The following is a 17,570-nucleotide window of genomic DNA, read 5'->3' as shown; positions in this document are numbered from 1 at the left end:
CGCTCCCCTCACCGAGGGTGTCCACCCATACACCCACAGTGCCATTCGGCCGCATCGTGACGTCCCACCAGGACCAACGTCTGAGATCGGGGTCGAGGCAGTAGACCCACTCTTCGATCGCCCAAGGATCCTGCGGTCTCGCATCCAGATACCGCCGATTCCCTCCAGCGGCAACATCGTCCGGCTCGACAAACCATTTCGGCAATCTCTCGAACGGCGGAAAATTACCGCAGAAATCGAATGTTCCAGCGATAGCCACTGCCGCCGAAACCAATTCCCTGAGCCGGGCGGCATACCTCTGCGGCGTTGTCGCCGGGTCTACCACCAGCAACGCGAGCAAGTGGGTCGGCTCGCCGACCGGCCGTGCGACAGTACGCCATTGTTCACTCATCAGTAAATCACGCAACACCTTGCCTTGATCCCACCACGTCCCGATGCCGCTACACAGAAATGCTCACTGCCCGCTCCCAATCCTCCGCGTCTCGCAGTAGCGGCCCCACTACGGCGCGGGCACCGCACAGGTAGACCATCCACCGCAATTCTTCACACCGGTAGACAGCCTCTTCGTGTGAGTCCACCCACACACAGACAATATTCCCAAAAACCTCCGTCACGTCCCACCATGCCCATTCCCGCTGGCGTGGATCGAAGGAGAACAGCACATCCTGAACAGTCCACTCTTCATTGCCCCGCTGTGCAACATAACGCTCAGCCGCCGAGTCCCAACCTCGTGGCTTGGTCGGTGGTTTGGGTCAGCGGTGTGTGGGTGCCTGGTTGGTAGTGCCAGCGGGTCGTGGATTCAGCATTGGTTTGTTCGGTGAGGTTGGTTCCGTTCCTTGTTAGCCGACAAATCACAGCTCAATGCGACGATGCGACCCTGCAGACATTCCGATAACTTGGATAGTCATACTTGAAATCCTGTACCTACATACTGAATACGATTACTTCGACGTCGCTGGTATCGATCAGGGGCATGATCGCGCCTTCCACATCCGGCCAGTCGAGCCCTCCGAGACCCGCCCCAATACGCGGTATCCCGATCCGCTGGAGATTGACTTCGTCGGCATGATCGAGCATTAGTCCGACCGATGAAGCGATTGCCGAGATAGTCGCATTTCGACGCCAGGTGGATTGCGTTCCAAGGTTGTATATAGTGAGGCCGTCAGTCTGCCAGACGAATAATGATCCGGGCGTGAATCTGCCATCACGACATCGGACGCGATACTCGTCGTACATCGGCGGCCATCGGCGTTTGAATTCCGTCGCGATCCCTCGCCCCATGACTCCGGCACAGTTGCAGCCGTGACCAAGAGCATCGAGATCGGTAGCGTCGAAAAGGTTGCCGACCCGATGGCGGAGTTTTCCAGTTGTCATGTTCGATCCTCGAATGCTACGGCACGGGTCCACAACTGTTCGAAGCTATCAGCAGATATTCGGTCGGATTCGTCGAACTCTCCAGGTTGAAGTGGTTGGTCAGTCAGCAGCGGTCCGATATCCGGGTCGTTATCGTGACGCGAGGTTGCCCAACGCTCGCCGACCTGGGTGACCTGTCGCGTGGGGATGCTGTCGGTGAATTCGATATACAGCTTCGCATCGTTGTAGTTCCACGTCTCAGCATCTACCGTGAAGTAATCCTTTATCAAAATGGCGTCCTTCCAGAACTGACAATACGGCCACTAATGTCCAGATCTCCTTCATTGGGATTCAAGAATACATGAGGTCTGCCTTCCACGATGTCGAGGTCTGTGACATCAATTTCGACGTAGTGAGTCGAGCGACCGTAACCCCAGGGAGTCGGCCTACCAAACAGTCGCTGGACGAGTTGATACCGGGATATATCTCCTCGAGCTATGTCACCAGGCGTCAGGTCACCCTTCTTCAAAGCCGCGACACGTTCGGGGCCGATATCGGTGAAGTACTGCCCGTCACCATACCGGGCGTGGACCGATCCAGTGGATCCACGAAGGTTCCCTGATTCTAGTATTGCCTTGAGGCCTTCTTCATTCGTGTAATGGTAGAGCGTACGACGCGGGGAGTCAGGCGCCGCGGCGCCACTGCCATCTGAGCACGGTGTCAGACCTAGCGGGTCTGTCCATACCATCGGATTGTGCGGGTAGTTGTTAGGGTTGGGCGCTGGCGAAAGCCCCAGTGAGTCCTGGGTTAGGTAGCGCCCGGTTTGGGGATCGTAGTAGCGGTGAAAGTTGTAATGCAATCCGGTTTCGGGGTCGTAGATTTGACCGGCGAACCGGAGAGGTGTTTGCTCGTGCCCCCGCCAGACGGTCTGACCCCAAAGATCGCTGGCAGCGTGGGCGGCCTGCCTGGCAGTATTCGGGTCGACGAGTTGTACGGGTGTTCCGACGAGGTCGGTGATGATGGCGTAGAACTCGCGGTCGATCGCGGCTTGGTCGGTGGTTTGGGTCAGCGGTGTGTGGGTGCCGGGCTGGTAGTGCCAGCGGGTCGTGGTGTCGCTGGTGGTTTGTTCGGTGAGGTTGGTTCCGTCCCAGGTGTAGTCGACACGCACGAGGACATCGCCGTCGGTGGTGCGGTGTTGTTTGGTGGTGCGGCGACCGAGGGCGTCGTAGGTGTAGTGCCACCACTGGTGGTCGGGGGTCCAGACGTCGGTGAGTTGGTCGAAGCTGTTGTAGCGGTAGTGCCAGGTGTCAGGTTTGCGGGACAGGCGGGTGGTGGTTTTGCGGATCAGGCGGCCGGCGTTGTCGTAGTGGTAGGTCGTGCGGCCGTTTCGGATCAGGAGGTTGTTGCGGTATTCGCGTCTGCCGGAGGTGTCGACAGCGGTGGGGGTGTCAACGGATTCGGTGGCGGCTGTGGGTATTTCGGCGCTGGTGATATTGCTCAGCGGGTCGTAGGCGTAGCGCTCCGCGACGAGACTGTCGCGGGTCAGGGTGGTTACCCGCCCGATCGGGTCCAGGTCGTAGTCGCGGCTGGTTGATGCGGTGTTGGGGTGGTGGGTGGTGTGGTTGGTGATGTATCCGTCTGGGCGCCAGGTGTATTCGTCGGTACGCAGATTTTGGGTCGGCGCGCGAGGGGTGGAGTCGAGTCCGAGGTCGAGGAGGCGGGGTGGGTGGGCGATGACGGTTTGGCGGGTGGGGTGGCCTGCGGGGTTGTAGGTGGTGTCGATGGCGAGTTGGTCCAGTTGCCAGCGGGTCAGGCGGCCTGCCTGGTCGTAGGTGAAGTCGATGTTGTGGCCATCGGCGGTCATGCCCGCGGGGCGACCCAGGTAATCGAAGGACCAGTGGGTGCGGGCGCCGGTCGGCGTGGTGCGGCGGGTGCGGCGGCCGAGGTCGTCGTGGTCGAACCGCATGGGTGGTTGGTCGTCGAGTCGTTGGGAGGCGAGTCGGCCGGTGGCGGTGTAGGTGAATTCCAGTGAGTGGGTGGGGTTTTCGCTGGTGCCGTTGGTTGCGGTGAGCAGTCGTCCCGCTGGATCGTGGGTGTAGTGGATCCAGTCGCCGGAGTCGGTGGAGATGGCGGTCAGGCGGCCGAGGATGTCGTGGGTGTGGCGGCGGGTGATGCCGGTCGCCGGGGTGATCGTGGTGGGGCGGCCGGTCGGGTCGTGGGTGTAGTGGGTAGTCGCGCCGGTGTAGTCGGTTTGAGCGATCAGGTGACCGGCGGGGTCGTAGACGTAGTGCCAGGTTTGGCCGTTGGGATTTGTGACACCGGTGAGGCGACGTTCGGTGTCCCAGGTGTAGGTGGTGGTGGCACCGGCCGGATCGGTGCGGGCCGCGAGGAGATCGAACGCTCCGTAGGTGAAGCGGTTGAGACCACCGGCGGGGTCGGTGTGCGTGAGGAGGTTGTCTTCACCGTCGTAGGTCCAGGATTCGCGGTGACCGTCCGGGTCGGTGCGTTCGAGGAGTTGGCCGGTGGGTGAGAACCGGTGGGTCGTTGTCGCGCCGAGTGGGTTCGTGATCCGGTAGGGGCGGCCGAAGCCGTCGCGCTCGATGGTGGTGGTCGACTGGAGTGGGTCGGTGATGCGGATCGGTAGACCTGCCAGGTCGACATCGATGCTGGTCGTCGCACCGTTGGGTTCGGTGATCGTCGCGACGGCGCCGCACCGGTGGTGAGTGAACGCGGTGCGGGCGCCGGTGGGGTCGATGATCGCGGTGAGGTTGCCGTTGTTGTCGTATTCGCGGTGTTGTTCGGTGCCGTCGACGTCGACGATGCGGGTCGGACGGTTGCGGAAAAGGTATTCGAGGTGGATGGTTGCGCCGTCGGGGCGGGTGATGGCGGCGACGTCGCCGTCGTCGGTGTAGGTGTAGCGGGTGGTCGCGCCGTCGGGGGGCAGTGAAGGTCAGTGGGTTGCGGTCGGTGTTGTAGTCGGTGTGAGTGCGGGCGCCGTTGGGATCGCGGACGTCGCGGGTGCGCAGGTCGGTGTCGAAGCCGTAGGTGGTCCGTGCGCCGAGTGAGTTGGTGTGGGTGGTGATGCTGCCGGTGCCGTCGGGGAACGCGGTGTAGTCGAATTCGGCGTCGAGCACACCGGCTATGCCGCGTTGGCGGGTGACTCGACCGGCCTGGTCGTAGGTGTTGACCAGGTAGTTGTTGTTGGAATCGGTCCAGGACTCCATGCGGTTGGCCTGGCCGTAGGCGTAGTGGGTGGTCGCGCCGACGCCGTTGGTTACGGCAACCAATTGACCTGCGGTGTAACCGAATTCGCGGACGGTGGCAAGGTGGCCTCCGGCAGGGCCGAGGACGTCGAGGCCGGTGACGCGGCCACCGGCGGTGGTGACGGCGACGCGATAACCACCGGTGTGGGTGATCTCGGTGGGTGCGCCGTCGCTGTCGTAGTGGAATCGGATGCGATTGCGGTGGCGGTCGGTGATCGCCGAGATCGCGTAGTTGCCGCGCGCGATGTCGAGTCCGGAGAGCGCGGGTTCGGGCGCGAAATGCCAGATCAGTTCGCGTTCGGGGTCCCAGATCCGGTAGCCGCCGACCTCGGTGCGGGCCAGAGTCCACCGGAGCCCGCCGGCGAGGGGCAATACCGGCGCATCGGGTTCGGGATGGGGATAGGCGAGGACGACGCCGTCCTCGCCGAGGAAACTCACACCGCGGTCGTCGACAACGACGCGCATGTCCAGGGTCGCCGACCAGGATGGTCCGAACCATCGGCCGAAACGGTAGTTCGAGCGGTGGCGGCGCTTCAGGACCAGCGCCAGCACACCGGGCAGGCTGAGATCGAGTTCGGGGAGCAGGAATTCGCCGGTGGCGGCATCGACGGGGTCGTTGCACTCTTCGATGTCGTCATCAGTTCGGTTGTGCTCGACCGGATCATTCTCAGCGGCGTCGCGGATCTCGTCAGGGTCGTCGGCATGGTCGCTACCGGACTCGTCCTTGCCGGGCCCGTCCCCATCGCTGTCTGTGTCCGACCTGTCGGACTCGGTGCCGTCTGTGTCGGGATGTCCGGAGCCCTGGCCGGAATCGGCGGAGTTGTCGGCGTGGGTGGGTGACGTGGTGTCGTGATGGTCCGTACTGGGGTCGTGGCCGGATCGCGAATCTCCCGGCCACTGTGGGGAGTTCGCGTCCGGGACGACTCGGGGCGATGGGTCGGGAGTGGCTCGGTCGGAGTCCGGGGTGGTGGTGTGCTCGTCCGGTTTCGGCCGATTCGGATCGGTGTCGGTGTCGCGCGCGGGGCGGTTGTCGGGTGCGTCAGCGGTGCGCGGGTCCGGGGCTCGGGTAGTCGCGGGTGATTCGGGGCCGCGACTGTTCGGGCTCGGGCCAGGGCTCGGAGACGCGGTATGGATGCCCGTTGGGGTGGTCGAATCCCGTTGGGGCTGATCGGTATCCGAGCGTGTCGGGGTCGCGGGATCGTGCTGGTTCGACGTAGACCCTGTGCCGCTGTCCGCGTGGACGGGTGGTTGCCGGGTCGAATCGGAGGAGGGACTGGACTGGTGTGGGTTCGAGGCAGACCCCTCGTCACCGTCCGTGTCGGCGCGAACGGGAGGTTGCTGGGTCGACAGCGAGTCGGCGGCGGGCCTGACCGATTCAGGATCGGACCGGATGGTGGCAGGATCCGGCTCGCCTCCTCGGCCCGGCGACTCGGTGCGAGGTGTGTCGAGAGTGGTCTCCGACGGGGCGCGGCTGGTCGGGGTATCCGTGGGCGAATTCGATTCCTGGACAGGGCGGGTGGGATTGGGATCGGTACCGGGTCGGCGGGGCGCCTCGACGTTCTTGCCGTTGTCGTCGGGGTCGGAATCCGGACCGTTGTTGTGAATCGGCGCGCCGGCCTGATCGGTATCGGTTCGAACAGGGCTCGGGTTGTCGGAATCGATACGCGGCGTGGCAGTTTCGGCGTCGGTCCGGGTGGGAGGAGCGTCGGCGCGGGGTTCCGGGGTGTTGTGTACGGGAACGCCGGAGGCGTCTTCTTCCGGAGATTCCTGGCGTTGTGACGAATCCTGCCGTTGCGCAGGCGATTCCGGTGCGGCGTCGGGGCGGGCACGGGCGTCGATACCCGAGTGCGCATTCGGGTTCGGCGCCTCCGGTACACCGGCCTGCGGCGCTGCCGCGGGTTGGCCAGGGGGCGAGTTCTCGCCGTTGCGATTACCGGGTTCCGGGGTACCGGCCCCGTCAGGGGTTGCGGCTTCGGGAGTGCCCGACCGCTCAGGTGTAGCGGCCGGATCGGCGGTGCCCGGTCGCTCGGGGGTGTCGGAATCAGGAACATTGCGGTTACTGCCCGGAAGGCGGCGCCCCACGTCACCGAGCTTGTCGATCGCCGACAACACCGGTTTCACCGCGCCACCGCCGCCGGTAGCAGCCGACAGGAGCAGATCGCTGGTGATCGCACCGGCGAATTCGAACGGGTTCGCGCTCGCCTCGGCAAGGATCGCATCGACAGCCGCGCCGGGGTCGGCGGCCGCGACCACCAGACCGGTCCCCAGATCCGACATCTTCGACAGATAATCGGCAGGCTGGGTCAAGTTGTAGGTATCGGCCGGGTTCACCTGCCGGATGAACTGGACGAGCCCGGTCAGACCGGTGAGCGCACCGGACTCGAAGCTCAGCTTGGCATGCTCGCCGATGGCGGCCAGATCTGACAGGTTCGCCGCCATCCGGGACGTGAACGGCGGTGTCGTCGGGGCCTTTTCGGTGGATTCGGCGATCTTGGCGCTCGCCTCGTTGGCGGCGTTATCACGTTGGGTGCGGGCGAAATTCAGGATCTGGCGGGCGTTGTCGCGCAGCGAGGTCCAGGTGTCGGGTAGGGGGCCGACCTGTTTTTGCTGGTTGCCCGACAGCGAGTTCCACCAGTCCTTCTTGGTGCGTTCTTCGGTGCGGGCGCGTTCCCACTCGGCGATCGCGTCGGCGGCACGGGCTTGCGCTGTGGTGACCGCCGTGGACCAACTGTCGAGGACGCCCGCGGTCGCGGAGAACGATTCCGCGGCATCCCACCACAGTTTGGGTTGTTGGTCGTAGACAGCGTTGAAACCGTCGGCACCCGCTCCGGTCCAGTCGGCGGCATCGATCGTTTTCAGCGCGTCGCCGGTCTTGGCGATCTGGGTCGCCATCTCACGCAGCGTGGTCGCGGCCTCGGTGATGACGGCGGGCTCGCCACGGATCAGTTCCTTCGGATCCTCGGTCTGCCCGAGCGCGCGTTCCTCGACCTCACCACCAGCGGCCGAGACGAGCTGGTCGCCGAGATCGTCGAGCGACTCCGCCAGGCTGTCCATCCCGAGCTTCTGCGCACCGGCGGACGCGACGTCGAGCGCGTCGTCGGCCAGCTCGCCGGCCTTCTGGACGGCACTCTCCCAGCTTCGGCCGAAGACGTCACCGAGGCTGTCGAAAACTCCCACCGATCAGCCTTGTGGATCCAGGATCTCGGCCGCCTGCTCGGCACCCTGCGTGTTCCACCCCGCGTCGGGGAGGCTGCCGTTATCGGGCTTGACGTAGGACCACGGATCGAGTGCCTGCACATTGGCCATGGCCTGCGGGCCGACTGCCTGCACCACCTGCCAGTTCTTGTCGGCGTGTGCGGCCGCGTCTTCGAAGGACTCGGCGGTGTAGTCGCGTTTGAGCACCATATTGATCGGATTGTCCGCGACAGTCTGCCCCCACGTCCGATCCTTGATCTCGCTGCTGGACAAGTGCGGATTGCCGAGCAGGTGGGTGTACATCTGCTTGAACGTGTCCGAGCTCTGCTGTTCCATCATGTAATAGCGGCCCGCCGCCAGCCCCACTGCTTCGGCGATGGAGTTTCCGGACTGCACCAGGTACCGCACACCCCACGACCACCGTTCGGTGAACTCCTCGAACCCCTTCTGCACCACCGCCTTCCCGGCTTCCAGGCCGGACATGGTCAGCAGCGCGAAACCCCGGCCCGAGGACGCGGTCTCCTTCACACCGATCTCCGACAGTTCACCGATGATCCCGGTGATGCCCTGCGCCGCTTGAATCAGCACTTCCGGTGCGACTTTCAGCTCACCCGCCACTGCTGACCCGATCGTCCGCACCGTCTTCGAGCGCCGTCGGCGGGAACGCCATCGGCTCGGAGCCGATGATATCCACCGCTGTCCCGGTCGGATTCGCGCATCCGGCCGCGCAGTCGACCAGCCGCCACCCGTACATCGAGTGGTAGGGGTACTCAGACCCGGAATCCGCCGCACCACGCGCGGATATCCATCGGATGTACTCCTCGATCTCGGTGAACGCGCAGATCCAGTCCACCCCACCGAACGCATGCGTGGAAATCCGACCACCGTCGACCAACGGCACCAGCAACACGGCCACCCGCAACGACTCTCGCAATGCGGTCGCGTTGCCGAAACCGGCGTAGAACGCGTCGATCTCCGAGTGTAAGAGCGCAGCACCCACGCCGATCATGAAAGTCACTCTCCCCCATCGCAATTGCGACCGCGCCCCCTCGGCGATCAGCTCACAGCATATCCCGATCGAGGCACCTTCGCCGAGTCGGACGAAGCCGCGAGCGACCGCACCATCCGCACGGCATCCCGGACGTGTCTCAGCAATGGCGTTGCCGAAATCGGCGCCCCCGCCTCCCGCCCCTCATGAGCAGCGAGTTCGGCCGCCAGTGCGTGCACCCGGGCCCCTGCCGCCGCAGCCCACGCAGCCTCACGCCCCGCGGCGAGCAACGCCCCGATGATCCCCGACAGCACGTCCCCGGACCCCGGCGTAGCGGCCCAATCCCCACCGGCGTCGTTGACCAGCGTCACCTCCCCCGGCGAAGCGATCACCGTCGCCCGCCCCTTGAGCAGCACAGTCACACCCCACTCCTGCGCCAGCCCCCGCACCGCCCGCACCCGATCGTCCCCTACCGCGGCCCCCGTCAGCCTCGCGAACTCCCCCGCATGCGGCGTCAGCACCGTAGGAGCCGAACGCCCCCGAACCAACCCTGGTTCGTTAGCAAGAATCGTCAACCCATCAGCATCGACGAGCACCGGCAGATCAGTCCCCAACACCTCAGCCAACCGATCCCGAGCCCCCGAATCAGTCCCACCGCCCGGCCCGAATACCCACGCCTGCACCCGCCCCGTCTCCGAAATCACCGAACTGGCAACAACTTCGGGAAACTTCTCCAACACCTCGGTATCGGTCCCCACGTACCGAACCATCCCCGACGTCGCCACCACCGCCCCACCCGTACACAACACTCCCGCCCCCGGATACTTCGCGCTCCCAGCACACACCCCGGTCACGCCCTGGCTGTATTTGTCATCAGCGGGCCCTGGCACCGGCCACCCAGCCCCCACCGCAGCGGGCTCGAGCTGCTGCACCAGTACTGCCTCACCCAGCCGTAACCCGATAGGCACCAACACAATTCGCCCACAGTGCGGCACCGCCAACGCGTGCACCGGCTTGTAAGCACCGAACGCCACCGTCACATCCGCCGTCACCGCAGGCCCGTCCACAGCCCCCGTATCGGGATCGACCCCACTGGGAAGATCAGCGGAAACGATCGGAACATTCACAGCAGCAACGATTTCCGCAGCTCCGGACCGCAACGGCCCACGCCCGGAAATCCCCACGATCCCATCGATCACCAAATCAACACCATCGAGCCGATCGACCACCCGCCCCCCGGCAGCGCGCAACGCGGCAAGGCCCTCCCCATGCGCCCGTTCAGGATTCAACAACACAGCAGCTACCCGAACCCCGCGCCGCCGCAAAAAGACCCCCGCCCACAACGCATCCCCACCGTTATCCCCCGACCCCACAAGCAAACCCACCGTTCGCCCGACTACTCCCCCAGTCTGCGACCGCAATTCGTCGACAACTACCCCCGCCAACCCGTAAGCAGCCCGTCGCATCGGCATACCCGCAGGCACCCGCGTGAACAGCTCGGCTTCCGCAGCCCGAACCTCGTCGACGGTGTAGTAGCCACGCCGATCCGACATACTCGCCTCCCAGCCGCCAGAACGGGCCGCCGACCGGCCCGGGACCGCTCGCAGACTACGCTCCAGACCTATGTCGATGGTTCGTCACCGCGCCGCATCCGCCCGGTTCATCACCGCAACAGTCGTGGCCGCCGCCCTGTTCGCCGCCGGTTGTTCCGGTGACTCAGGAAAGGCAGCCACCACCACAACCCTCAAACCCCGCCCCGGCGTCACCACGACCACCCAACAGCACGCCCCGACCAACCTCACGGTCGAGGTCGACAACATGAAGTTCTCGCCGGCCGACGCCACCATCAAGGTCGGCGAAACCGTCACCTGGAAGTTCTCCGACAAGGCCCCGCACAACGTGCAGGGCATCGGCGACAAGTCGATGGTCATCAACAGCCCCATCACCGACAAGGGCGAATGGTCCTACACCTTCACCCAACCGGGCACCTACCGCTACATGTGCACCATCCACCCGGACATGCGCGGCACCATCACGGTCAAATAAGACCGGACCGGTTCGTAGGCGGTGTGCCGTCACGGACGGAGGACCAGAATGCACCGCTCATGAACCAGCGAGGGGCGCATCCCTCCAAACCTCGTCGCGCACCGTCGACCCGGTCTTGCCCGGAATGAACTGATAGAAGGTGATGACAAACCTTGCTCGCTCCGGATCTCCCGGAAATCCGGTATGCAGTTCACCGCCCTCCGAGATCGTCGAATAGATGACGGTCAGCGGTGTCGCCGAATCCGGGTGTGGCTCGGACCAACTGGTGCTGGCCGTCGGCTGCGCTGCGGCAGCAGACAAGAAGGCCTTTGCACGCTCCGGGGTATCGAAGTCCATCACGATGAAGTGATTGTCGTTGTTGTGATCTTCGCACTCGATGCCGCTGTCGAAAAAGATGTCTTTCCGGGAGATAACTTGAATCGGTGTGCCGGGAGTCTCAGCCCTGCAGCGGACGTCGCGCCAACCCGTGCCAAGTTCACGTTTGGATACCAGCTGCGGAAATGCGTCGGCAGCAGTCTGATTCCGGGTACCCCATTCCTCAGTGTTTAGGCTGTCGATCAGTTCGAGACCATACTTGTTTCCTGCGAAAACGACCGCGGTGACGAGGCCGATCGCTACTGCCAGTGCGCTCAACGCTCGCTTAACCGATCGCCCTCGGGGCCTGACCTGGTTGGGATGCGCCGACCAACCGGGCGCGGGCACGTTCGGCGGCGTCCACAACGGAGCACTCTGCGACGCGGGCACCATAGGGCTGTGCGCGTGCACCGTGGCAGCCACCCGCCGCGGATCCAGCTCAGCGATCAGGGCTGCCTGCGCTGCGGCGACGAACTCACCGCAGCTGGCGTAGCGCTGATCCGGCGCCTTGGCCATACCGCGTGCGAGCACTCCGTCGAGCATCGGCGGCAGGTCAGGTCGCAGCATTGTAATTCGTGGCGGCTCTTTGGCGAGGTGCGCCGCGATCACCTGACCAGCATTCACATAGTTGAACGGCGCTTCACCTGTCAACAGAGTGAACAACGTACAGGCCAGCGAATACTGGTCCGACCGGTGATCAACATCGATGCCGGACAACTGCTCCGGAGAGGCAAACGCGATGGTCGCCGTAAATGACCCTGCCGCGGTGAGTCCTGCCTCGAACGCCATCAATCGCGCTATCCCGAAGTCGGTGAGCACGGCCCGCTCCCCACGCCCGGCGTCAGACATCGCCAGCAGAATGTTTGCCGGCTTGACGTCGCGGTGGAGAACACCACGCGAATGGGCATAGTCCAGTGCGTCGGCTACCTGTCCGATTGCAGTCAGCACGCGGGTCGGGTCCGCGGATTGTGTGGCGAGCTGACCTGCGTCGCCGCCTCGGACGTACTGCATAGCGATCCACAGGCGGCCATCGCTCGTACCGGTGTCGTAGACATCGACGATATTCGGATGCTCCAGCCGGGCGATGACCTGCGCCTCTTGCTCGAACCGCAGCCGCGATTCCTCATCGGTCGACGCGGTCGGCACGAGCAACTTGAGTGCGACCTGCATCGGCAGCCGCGGATGCCGGACCAGGTAGACCGTTCCCATGCCGCCTTGGCCCAGGACGCCGTCGACGCGGTACCCCGCGAATAGTTCGCCGATTCCGAGCTGCACCATGTCTGTATTCACCCTTGTCCGAGCGGAGCGTGCGGCCACCATTGCTGGAGAGTCTCCTCCGCGCTGTGGTTGGCCCAGGTCAGCACGAACACGAACTTCGACCGCTGCGAATCACCAGGGAAGCGCGTGTATAAGTCACTTGATGAGGCGAGTCCATCCCAGCGCCGCATACTGATCGACAAGGGTGTCGGAAGACCTGGATGAGAAACAGTCTTGTCGCCTGACCTGTCACTTATGGAGCTGAAAACCTGGGACGTCGCTTCGGCTTCAGTCGCGTACTTGCGGAAAACATATGAAATCCCGGTACTCTTGTTGTCGCACCGAATGCCGAGCATGCGCCCGCCCAGATAGGTGCCCGAGGTACATTTGGTACCGATCCAGCCGTCACCTCCGTTCGATGCGGGGAGCATCCCAGGGAAGGCATCGGCGATTTCTTGAAATTGTTCATTCCAGCCGTTGATCGCTATTTCAAGCGCATCACGCTGCGTATACACAAGTGCTACCACGGCCACCATCGTCAAACCCATGCCCGCAAATACCCGCGGTTTCCGGGATTTGCGCCGTGGAGGGGCGACGGGCTGCAGTGGTGTCGGAGTTGAACTCCCCCGATGCGGTCCAGGGATACCCGGTCGGCCGACACCCACTCCCGGCTCCTGATTGAACACAGTCGGCGCCACCCTGGACGGCGCCACAGCCAGAGCTCCCCCGCGTAACACTTCGCCTACCACAGCAGCGAATTCCCCGCAGCTGCCGAATCTTTCGTCACGATTCTTGGCCATAGCCCGCGCGAAGACATCATCGAGCGCTGGCGGCAAGTCCGATCGGAACCCTTTCAATCGCGGAACCGGTTGACTCAGATGACTCGCGACGACTTGCCCCGGATTACTACTGGCATAGGGCGTCTGGCCCGCGAGCAGCGTGAACAATGTGCACGCGAGTGAGTATTGATCAGCTCGGTGGTCCACCACTTCCGCCGACAACTGTTCGGGCGATGCGTAGGCCAACGTCGCGGTGAAGGTCCCCGTCGCAGTCAGTTGGGTGGCCGAATCTAGTAGCCGAGCGATGCCGAAATCGGTCAGCACCGCACGTTCAGGTCGACCCGCTTCCGGTTGCGCCAACAGGATGTTGGCCGGTTTCACATCGCGGTGCAGTACACCGTGCGCATGTGCATGGTCGAGCGCGGCCGCAGTGTCGCTGATGATCCGCAACGCATGATCGGCGGTGATCGATCGCGGATCCAATTTCGACACATCGCTGCCCTGGATGTACTGCATCGCGATCCACAGATGACCATCACTGGTCCCTCGGTCGTAGATGCCGACGATTCCCGGATGGTCCAGGCGGGCGACCACGTCGCCCTCCTGCTCGAATCGCCGCCGGATCTCCGGATCTGCCGACACCTCACGGTTGAGCAGTTTCAGCGCCACCAGTCGCGGCAACCGAGGGTGCCGCGCCAGGTACACCGTGCCCATTCCGCCTTGGCCGAGCACACTTTCGATGTCGTACCCCGCGAAAGACGCAGCGTTTTCCACCCCCACCCGAAAACCCTCCCGATCGAGCAACACTGTTTCGGCAGGGAGTCTATCCGGTGGCGAGCGAAGGCGACTCAGTCATGAACCAGCGCCCTATTCGACGGTGACCGACTTGGCCAGGTTGCGGGGCTTGTCCACGTCGTAGCCCAGGGTCTGCGCCACCTCGGCGGCGAAGATCTGCAGCGGCACCGTGGACAGCAACGGCTGGTAGAGCGTCGGGGCGGCCGGGATCTCGATCAGGTCGTCGGCGAACGGGCGCACCGTGTCGTCGCCCTCTTCGGCGATGACGATCGTGCGGGCCCCACGCGCCTGGATCTCGCGAATGTTGCTGAGCAGCTTGGAATGCAGCACCGCGCGCCCCTTCGGCGACGGCATCACGATGATCACCGGCAGGCCTTCTTCGATCAGCGCGATCGGCCCGTGCTTGAGCTCGCCCGCCGCGAAGCCCTCGGCGTGCATGTAGGCCAGTTCCTTGAGCTTGAGCGCGCCTTCCAGTGCCACCGGGTAGCCCACGTGGCGACCGAGGAACAGCACCGTCGGCACATGCGCCAGTTCGCGCGCGATGGCGCGAACCTGCGGCGCCGTCTCGAGCACCCGCGAGATCAGCTTCGGCATCGACTCGAGTTCGGCGAATTCACGAGCGACCTCGTCGGGGTACTTGGTCCCGCGCGCCTGGGCCAGCGCCAGACCGACCAGGTAATTGGCGGCCACCTGCGCCAGGAACGCCTTGGTGGACGCGACACCGATCTCGGGCCCGGTCCTCGTGTAGATCACCGCGTCGGATTCGCGCGGAATTTGCGCCCCGTTGGTGTTGCAGATGGCGAGCACGCGCGCCTTCTGTTCCTTGGCGTGACGCACGGCTTCGAGGGTGTCGGCGGTTTCACCCGACTGCGAAATCGCCACCACCAGCGTCGATCGGTCGAGAACCGGGTCGCGGTAACGGAATTCGCTGGCGAGCTCGACCTCCACCGGAACCCTGGTCCAGTGCTCGATCGCGTACTTGGCGAGCAACCCAGCGTGATACGAACTGCCACACGCGACAACGAACACCTTGTCGAATTCGCGCAGTTCCTGATCGGCGAGACGCTGCTCGTCGAGGACGATCCGACCGCCCTTCTCGTCGACGACGAAATGCCCCATCAGGGTGTCGGCGACGGCGGTCGGCTGCTCCTCGATCTCCTTGAGCATGAAGTAGTCGTGGCCGCCCTTCTCGGCGGCGGCGAGGTCCCAGTCGATGGTGAACGGCCGGCTGACCACACCCTCGGTGTTCCCCGCGAAGTCGGTGACCGTGTACCCGTCCTTGGTGATCACCACGGCCTGGTCCTGACCGAGCTCGACCGCCTCGCGGGTGTGCTCGATGAACGCGGTGACGTCGGAGGCGATGAACATCTCGCCCTCGCCGACCCCCACGACCAGCGGCGTCGACCGGCGTGCCGCCACGATCGTGTCGGGATGATCGGCATGGGTGAAAACCAAGGTGAACGCACCCTCGAGCCGCTGCAACACAGCGTGCACGCTCGCGGTGAAGTCACCGGCGGTCGGGCCCTCGGCGTAGGCGCGCGACACCAGATGCACCGTGACCTCGGTATCGGTGTCACTGCGCAGCTCCACGCCCGCATCCTCGAGCTCGCGACGCAACGGCGCGAAGTTCTCGATGATGCCGTTGTGAACCACGGCGAGCTTGCCGGAGATATCGCGATGCGGGTGGGCGTTGCGGTCGGTCGGCGCGCCGTGGGTGGCCCAGCGGGTATGCCCCATCCCGGTGGACCCGGCGAACTTCTCGGCCCCGGCCTCGCCCAGTTCGGCTTCCAGATTCGCCAGCCGACCAGCCTTACGCTCAACCGCGAGAGCACCGTTTCCATCGAGGATCGCGACCCCCGCCGAGTCGTATCCGCGATACTCCATGCGTCGCAGCGCATCGACGACAACGCCCAGCGCATCCCGGTATCCGACGTACCCCACGATTCCGCACATGGTCCCCCACCCTACTGATCGGCTAGTCTTCTGGCCGTGTCGGCCACTGTGAAATCGCTCCTGAGCGCGCTGTCCGTTCGCGGCCCCCACCGGGTGTTGCGCGGGAATCTAGGGATCGCGGGACAACCGGGTGTGGTGTACACGCCCGAGTCCGGGCTGAACCTGCCCGCTGTCGCGTTCGCGCACGGCTGGCTGACCAGCGCCGAGAACTACAAAGGCCTCCTCGAACACATCGCGTCGTGGGGTTTCGTGGTCGCCGCGCCCGACACCGAACGCGGCCCGATCCCGTCACACCTCGACCTCGGCACCGACTTGCTCACCACGCTCGACATCGTCAGCAAAGTCCGCCTCGGCGACGGCACCATCAGCGTCCGCCCCGACCGCCTCGCCCTGGCCGGCCACGGCATGGGCGCCGGCGCCGCCGTGATCGCCGCAGCTCAACGCCGCGTAGCCGCCGTCGTCGCCCTCTTCCCCGCCCCCACCTCCCCCGCCGCGGAGAACATCGCCCCCGAACTCGACACGCCCGGCCTCATCCTCACCGGCGACGACCTCGACTCGGTCAGCTCCAACGCCCGCCCCCTCGCCGCCGCCTGGTCGGGCCCCTCGACCCTGCGCACCATCGACGGCGCCTCCCCCACCGACATCATCGAAGGCCGCCGCCTCTTCGCCGCCCTCGGCGCGGGCCGCTACAACCACAAAACCGACAAAACCACCCGAGCCCTGGCCACCGGCTACCTCCTCGCCACGCTCCTCGCCGACAAGAAGTACGCGGCCTTCGCCGACCCGGAAGCCGATATCCCGCACACCAAGGTGGTCGACCCGCACGCCGAGGTCGAAGTCGAAGCGCCGAAGCTGTCCATCGGCACAGTCGCCAAACTCATCCGCGGCTGAGTTCACCGAATCAGCCAGTGCAGCAACAGGATGCGCCGAAGCGGACAGTATTCCTGGTCTACATACTGGTTGCCGCCTTCGGACTCTGCCTCGGTTCGGCGACACTGTTCTTCGCCAGCCAACCGATCAACGTCGCCGCCTACTGGCTCGGCTATGGAACACCCGAACAGGTCGTCGTCACCAAGGGATCTTCGGGTTTCAGCGCCGGACGAAGCGATCCAGGCGAGGGCCGGGCCATCTCCGACAACAGCACAATTCTGCTGTACGGCGTGCAGACCGGCGAAACAGTAACGGCCCGACCACGATTGATCGCCATCGGCAAGAACTCCTACGCCTTCCACAGCCCCCTGTCGGCCGCAGCCGACCTGCTGTACCTGATCCCCACCGCCCTCTTCGGCTTCCCGTTCACCCTCCTCGTGCTCAGCATCGTCGCCCCTCAATGCCTGGGACGAATCAGGGAATGTCTCAAAACCCGCACAGGAAACACCAAAGACTCACCCTCGATCTGAACCGGGCGGCACTCGATCAGCCGCCATAGAAGCCGCGACTACCCGAATCAGCGCGGGCCACGCGGTCAGTCGGACAGCCTTCGAGCCAACCTGGCCAGCGGGCGCGTTTGGATCGAAGGTGGCGACCCCCACGGACTTCCATCGGGTGATCCAGCCGCGTTGCCGCCTGATCGAGTCTGGGTGATCT

The 17,570-nt window shown here is 64.6% G+C and carries 12 protein-coding genes and 2 pseudogenes; 3 read left to right on the top strand and 11 right to left on the bottom strand.

Going from position 1 to position 17,570, the window contains the following annotated elements; genetic code table 11:
- Positions 1-924 precede the first annotated feature (924 nt).
- The 8 genes and pseudogenes from ACFWUP_RS24300 to ACFWUP_RS24265 form a co-directional block, all read right to left on the bottom strand.
- Positions 925-1,374 (bottom strand): macro domain-containing protein, encoded by a 450-nt coding sequence (locus tag ACFWUP_RS24300; protein WP_379237971.1) that lies wholly within the window; start codon positions 1,372-1,374, stop codon positions 925-927.
- Positions 1,371-1,643 (bottom strand): hypothetical protein, encoded by a 273-nt coding sequence (locus ACFWUP_RS24295; protein WP_379237969.1) that lies wholly within the window; start codon positions 1,641-1,643, stop codon positions 1,371-1,373. Before ACFWUP_RS24295 ends, ACFWUP_RS24300 begins: the two co-directional genes overlap by 4 nt.
- On the bottom strand, positions 1,640-3,319 hold the full coding sequence (locus ACFWUP_RS24290) for an HYD1 signature containing ADP-ribosyltransferase family protein (RefSeq protein ID WP_379237967.1): 1,680 nt from the start codon (positions 3,317-3,319) through the stop codon (positions 1,640-1,642). Before ACFWUP_RS24290 ends, ACFWUP_RS24295 begins: the two co-directional genes overlap by 4 nt.
- Before the next feature lie 258 nt (positions 3,320-3,577).
- A pseudogene (locus ACFWUP_RS24285) lies at positions 3,578-4,297 on the bottom strand (RHS repeat protein); the annotation flags it as partial.
- 730 nt (positions 4,298-5,027) lie between these two features.
- Positions 5,028-7,793 (bottom strand): annotated as a pseudogene (locus ACFWUP_RS24280) (putative T7SS-secreted protein); the annotation flags it as partial.
- 3 nt (positions 7,794-7,796) lie between these two features.
- Positions 7,797-8,429: a hypothetical protein gene (locus ACFWUP_RS24275; protein WP_379237965.1), complete on the bottom strand. Its 633-nt coding sequence runs from the start codon at positions 8,427-8,429 to the stop codon at positions 7,797-7,799.
- Positions 8,419-8,820 (bottom strand): hypothetical protein, encoded by a 402-nt coding sequence (locus ACFWUP_RS24270; RefSeq protein WP_379237963.1) that lies wholly within the window; start codon positions 8,818-8,820, stop codon positions 8,419-8,421. The genes ACFWUP_RS24275 and ACFWUP_RS24270 overlap by 11 nt, the downstream gene beginning before the upstream one ends.
- A gap of 47 nt (positions 8,821-8,867) precedes the next feature.
- Positions 8,868-10,352 carry a bifunctional ADP-dependent NAD(P)H-hydrate dehydratase/NAD(P)H-hydrate epimerase gene (locus ACFWUP_RS24265; protein WP_379237961.1) on the bottom strand — a complete coding sequence of 495 codons (1,485 nt, stop codon included), beginning with the start codon at positions 10,350-10,352 and terminating at the stop codon, positions 8,868-8,870.
- 70 nt (positions 10,353-10,422) lie between these two features.
- Here ACFWUP_RS24265 and ACFWUP_RS24260 point away from each other — a divergent pair, with 70 nt between their 5' ends.
- Positions 10,423-10,845: a plastocyanin/azurin family copper-binding protein gene (locus ACFWUP_RS24260; protein ID WP_379237959.1), complete on the top strand. Its 423-nt coding sequence runs from the start codon at positions 10,423-10,425 to the stop codon at positions 10,843-10,845.
- A gap of 57 nt (positions 10,846-10,902) precedes the next feature.
- On the opposite strand, the gene ACFWUP_RS24255 is transcribed toward ACFWUP_RS24260, so the two are convergent.
- Genes ACFWUP_RS24255 through glmS form a run of 3 tightly spaced genes read right to left on the bottom strand, consistent with a single transcriptional unit; the run spans position 10,903 to position 15,983 of the window.
- Positions 10,903-12,477: a serine/threonine protein kinase gene (locus ACFWUP_RS24255; RefSeq protein WP_379237957.1), complete on the bottom strand. Its 1,575-nt coding sequence runs from the start codon at positions 12,475-12,477 to the stop codon at positions 10,903-10,905.
- A gap of 8 nt (positions 12,478-12,485) precedes the next feature.
- Positions 12,486-14,042, bottom strand: coding sequence for a serine/threonine protein kinase (locus tag ACFWUP_RS24250; RefSeq protein ID WP_379237955.1), 1,557 nt, complete (start codon positions 14,040-14,042; stop codon positions 12,486-12,488).
- Positions 14,043-14,102: 60 nt separating this feature from the next.
- Positions 14,103-15,983: a glutamine--fructose-6-phosphate transaminase (isomerizing) gene (gene glmS / locus ACFWUP_RS24245; protein ID WP_379237953.1), complete on the bottom strand. Its 1,881-nt coding sequence runs from the start codon at positions 15,981-15,983 to the stop codon at positions 14,103-14,105.
- 36 nt (positions 15,984-16,019) lie between these two features.
- On the opposite strand from glmS, the gene ACFWUP_RS24240 reads away from it, so the two are divergent.
- Positions 16,020-16,874, top strand: coding sequence for a dienelactone hydrolase family protein (locus tag ACFWUP_RS24240; RefSeq protein ID WP_379237951.1), 855 nt, complete (start codon positions 16,020-16,022; stop codon positions 16,872-16,874).
- Positions 16,875-16,891: 17 nt separating this feature from the next.
- A complete protein-coding gene (locus ACFWUP_RS24235) occupies positions 16,892-17,383 on the top strand; it encodes a hypothetical protein (protein ID WP_379237949.1) in 492 nt (163 codons plus the stop codon).
- Positions 17,384-17,570 lie beyond the last annotated feature (187 nt).

The sequence above is a fragment of the Nocardia sp. NPDC058658 genome, from assembly GCF_042716665.1.
GTDB lineage: Bacteria > Actinomycetota > Actinomycetes > Mycobacteriales > Mycobacteriaceae > Nocardia.
Note: the sequence above shows the minus strand (reverse complement) of the source record. Positions and strands in the feature narration are given on the sequence as shown.

What these genes read in the sequence shown, in the direction of transcription:
- ACFWUP_RS24300 (WP_379237971.1), bottom strand. Translation starts at nt 1,374, where the DNA reads ATGACAACTGGAAAACTCCGCCATCGGGTCGGCAACCTTTTCGACGCT.
- ACFWUP_RS24290 (WP_379237967.1), bottom strand. Translation starts at nt 3,319, where the DNA reads ATGCGGTTCGACCACGACGACCTCGGCCGCCGCACCCGCCGCACCACG.
- ACFWUP_RS24270 (WP_379237963.1), bottom strand. Translation starts at nt 8,820, where the DNA reads ATGATCGGCGTGGGTGCTGCGCTCTTACACTCGGAGATCGACGCGTTC.
- ACFWUP_RS24265 (WP_379237961.1), bottom strand. Translation starts at nt 10,352, where the DNA reads ATGTCGGATCGGCGTGGCTACTACACCGTCGACGAGGTTCGGGCTGCG.
- ACFWUP_RS24260 (WP_379237959.1), top strand. Translation starts at nt 10,423, where the DNA reads ATGTCGATGGTTCGTCACCGCGCCGCATCCGCCCGGTTCATCACCGCA.
- ACFWUP_RS24255 (WP_379237957.1), bottom strand. Translation starts at nt 12,477, where the DNA reads ATGGTGCAGCTCGGAATCGGCGAACTATTCGCGGGGTACCGCGTCGAC.
- glmS (WP_379237953.1), bottom strand. Translation starts at nt 15,983, where the DNA reads ATGTGCGGAATCGTGGGGTACGTCGGATACCGGGATGCGCTGGGCGTT.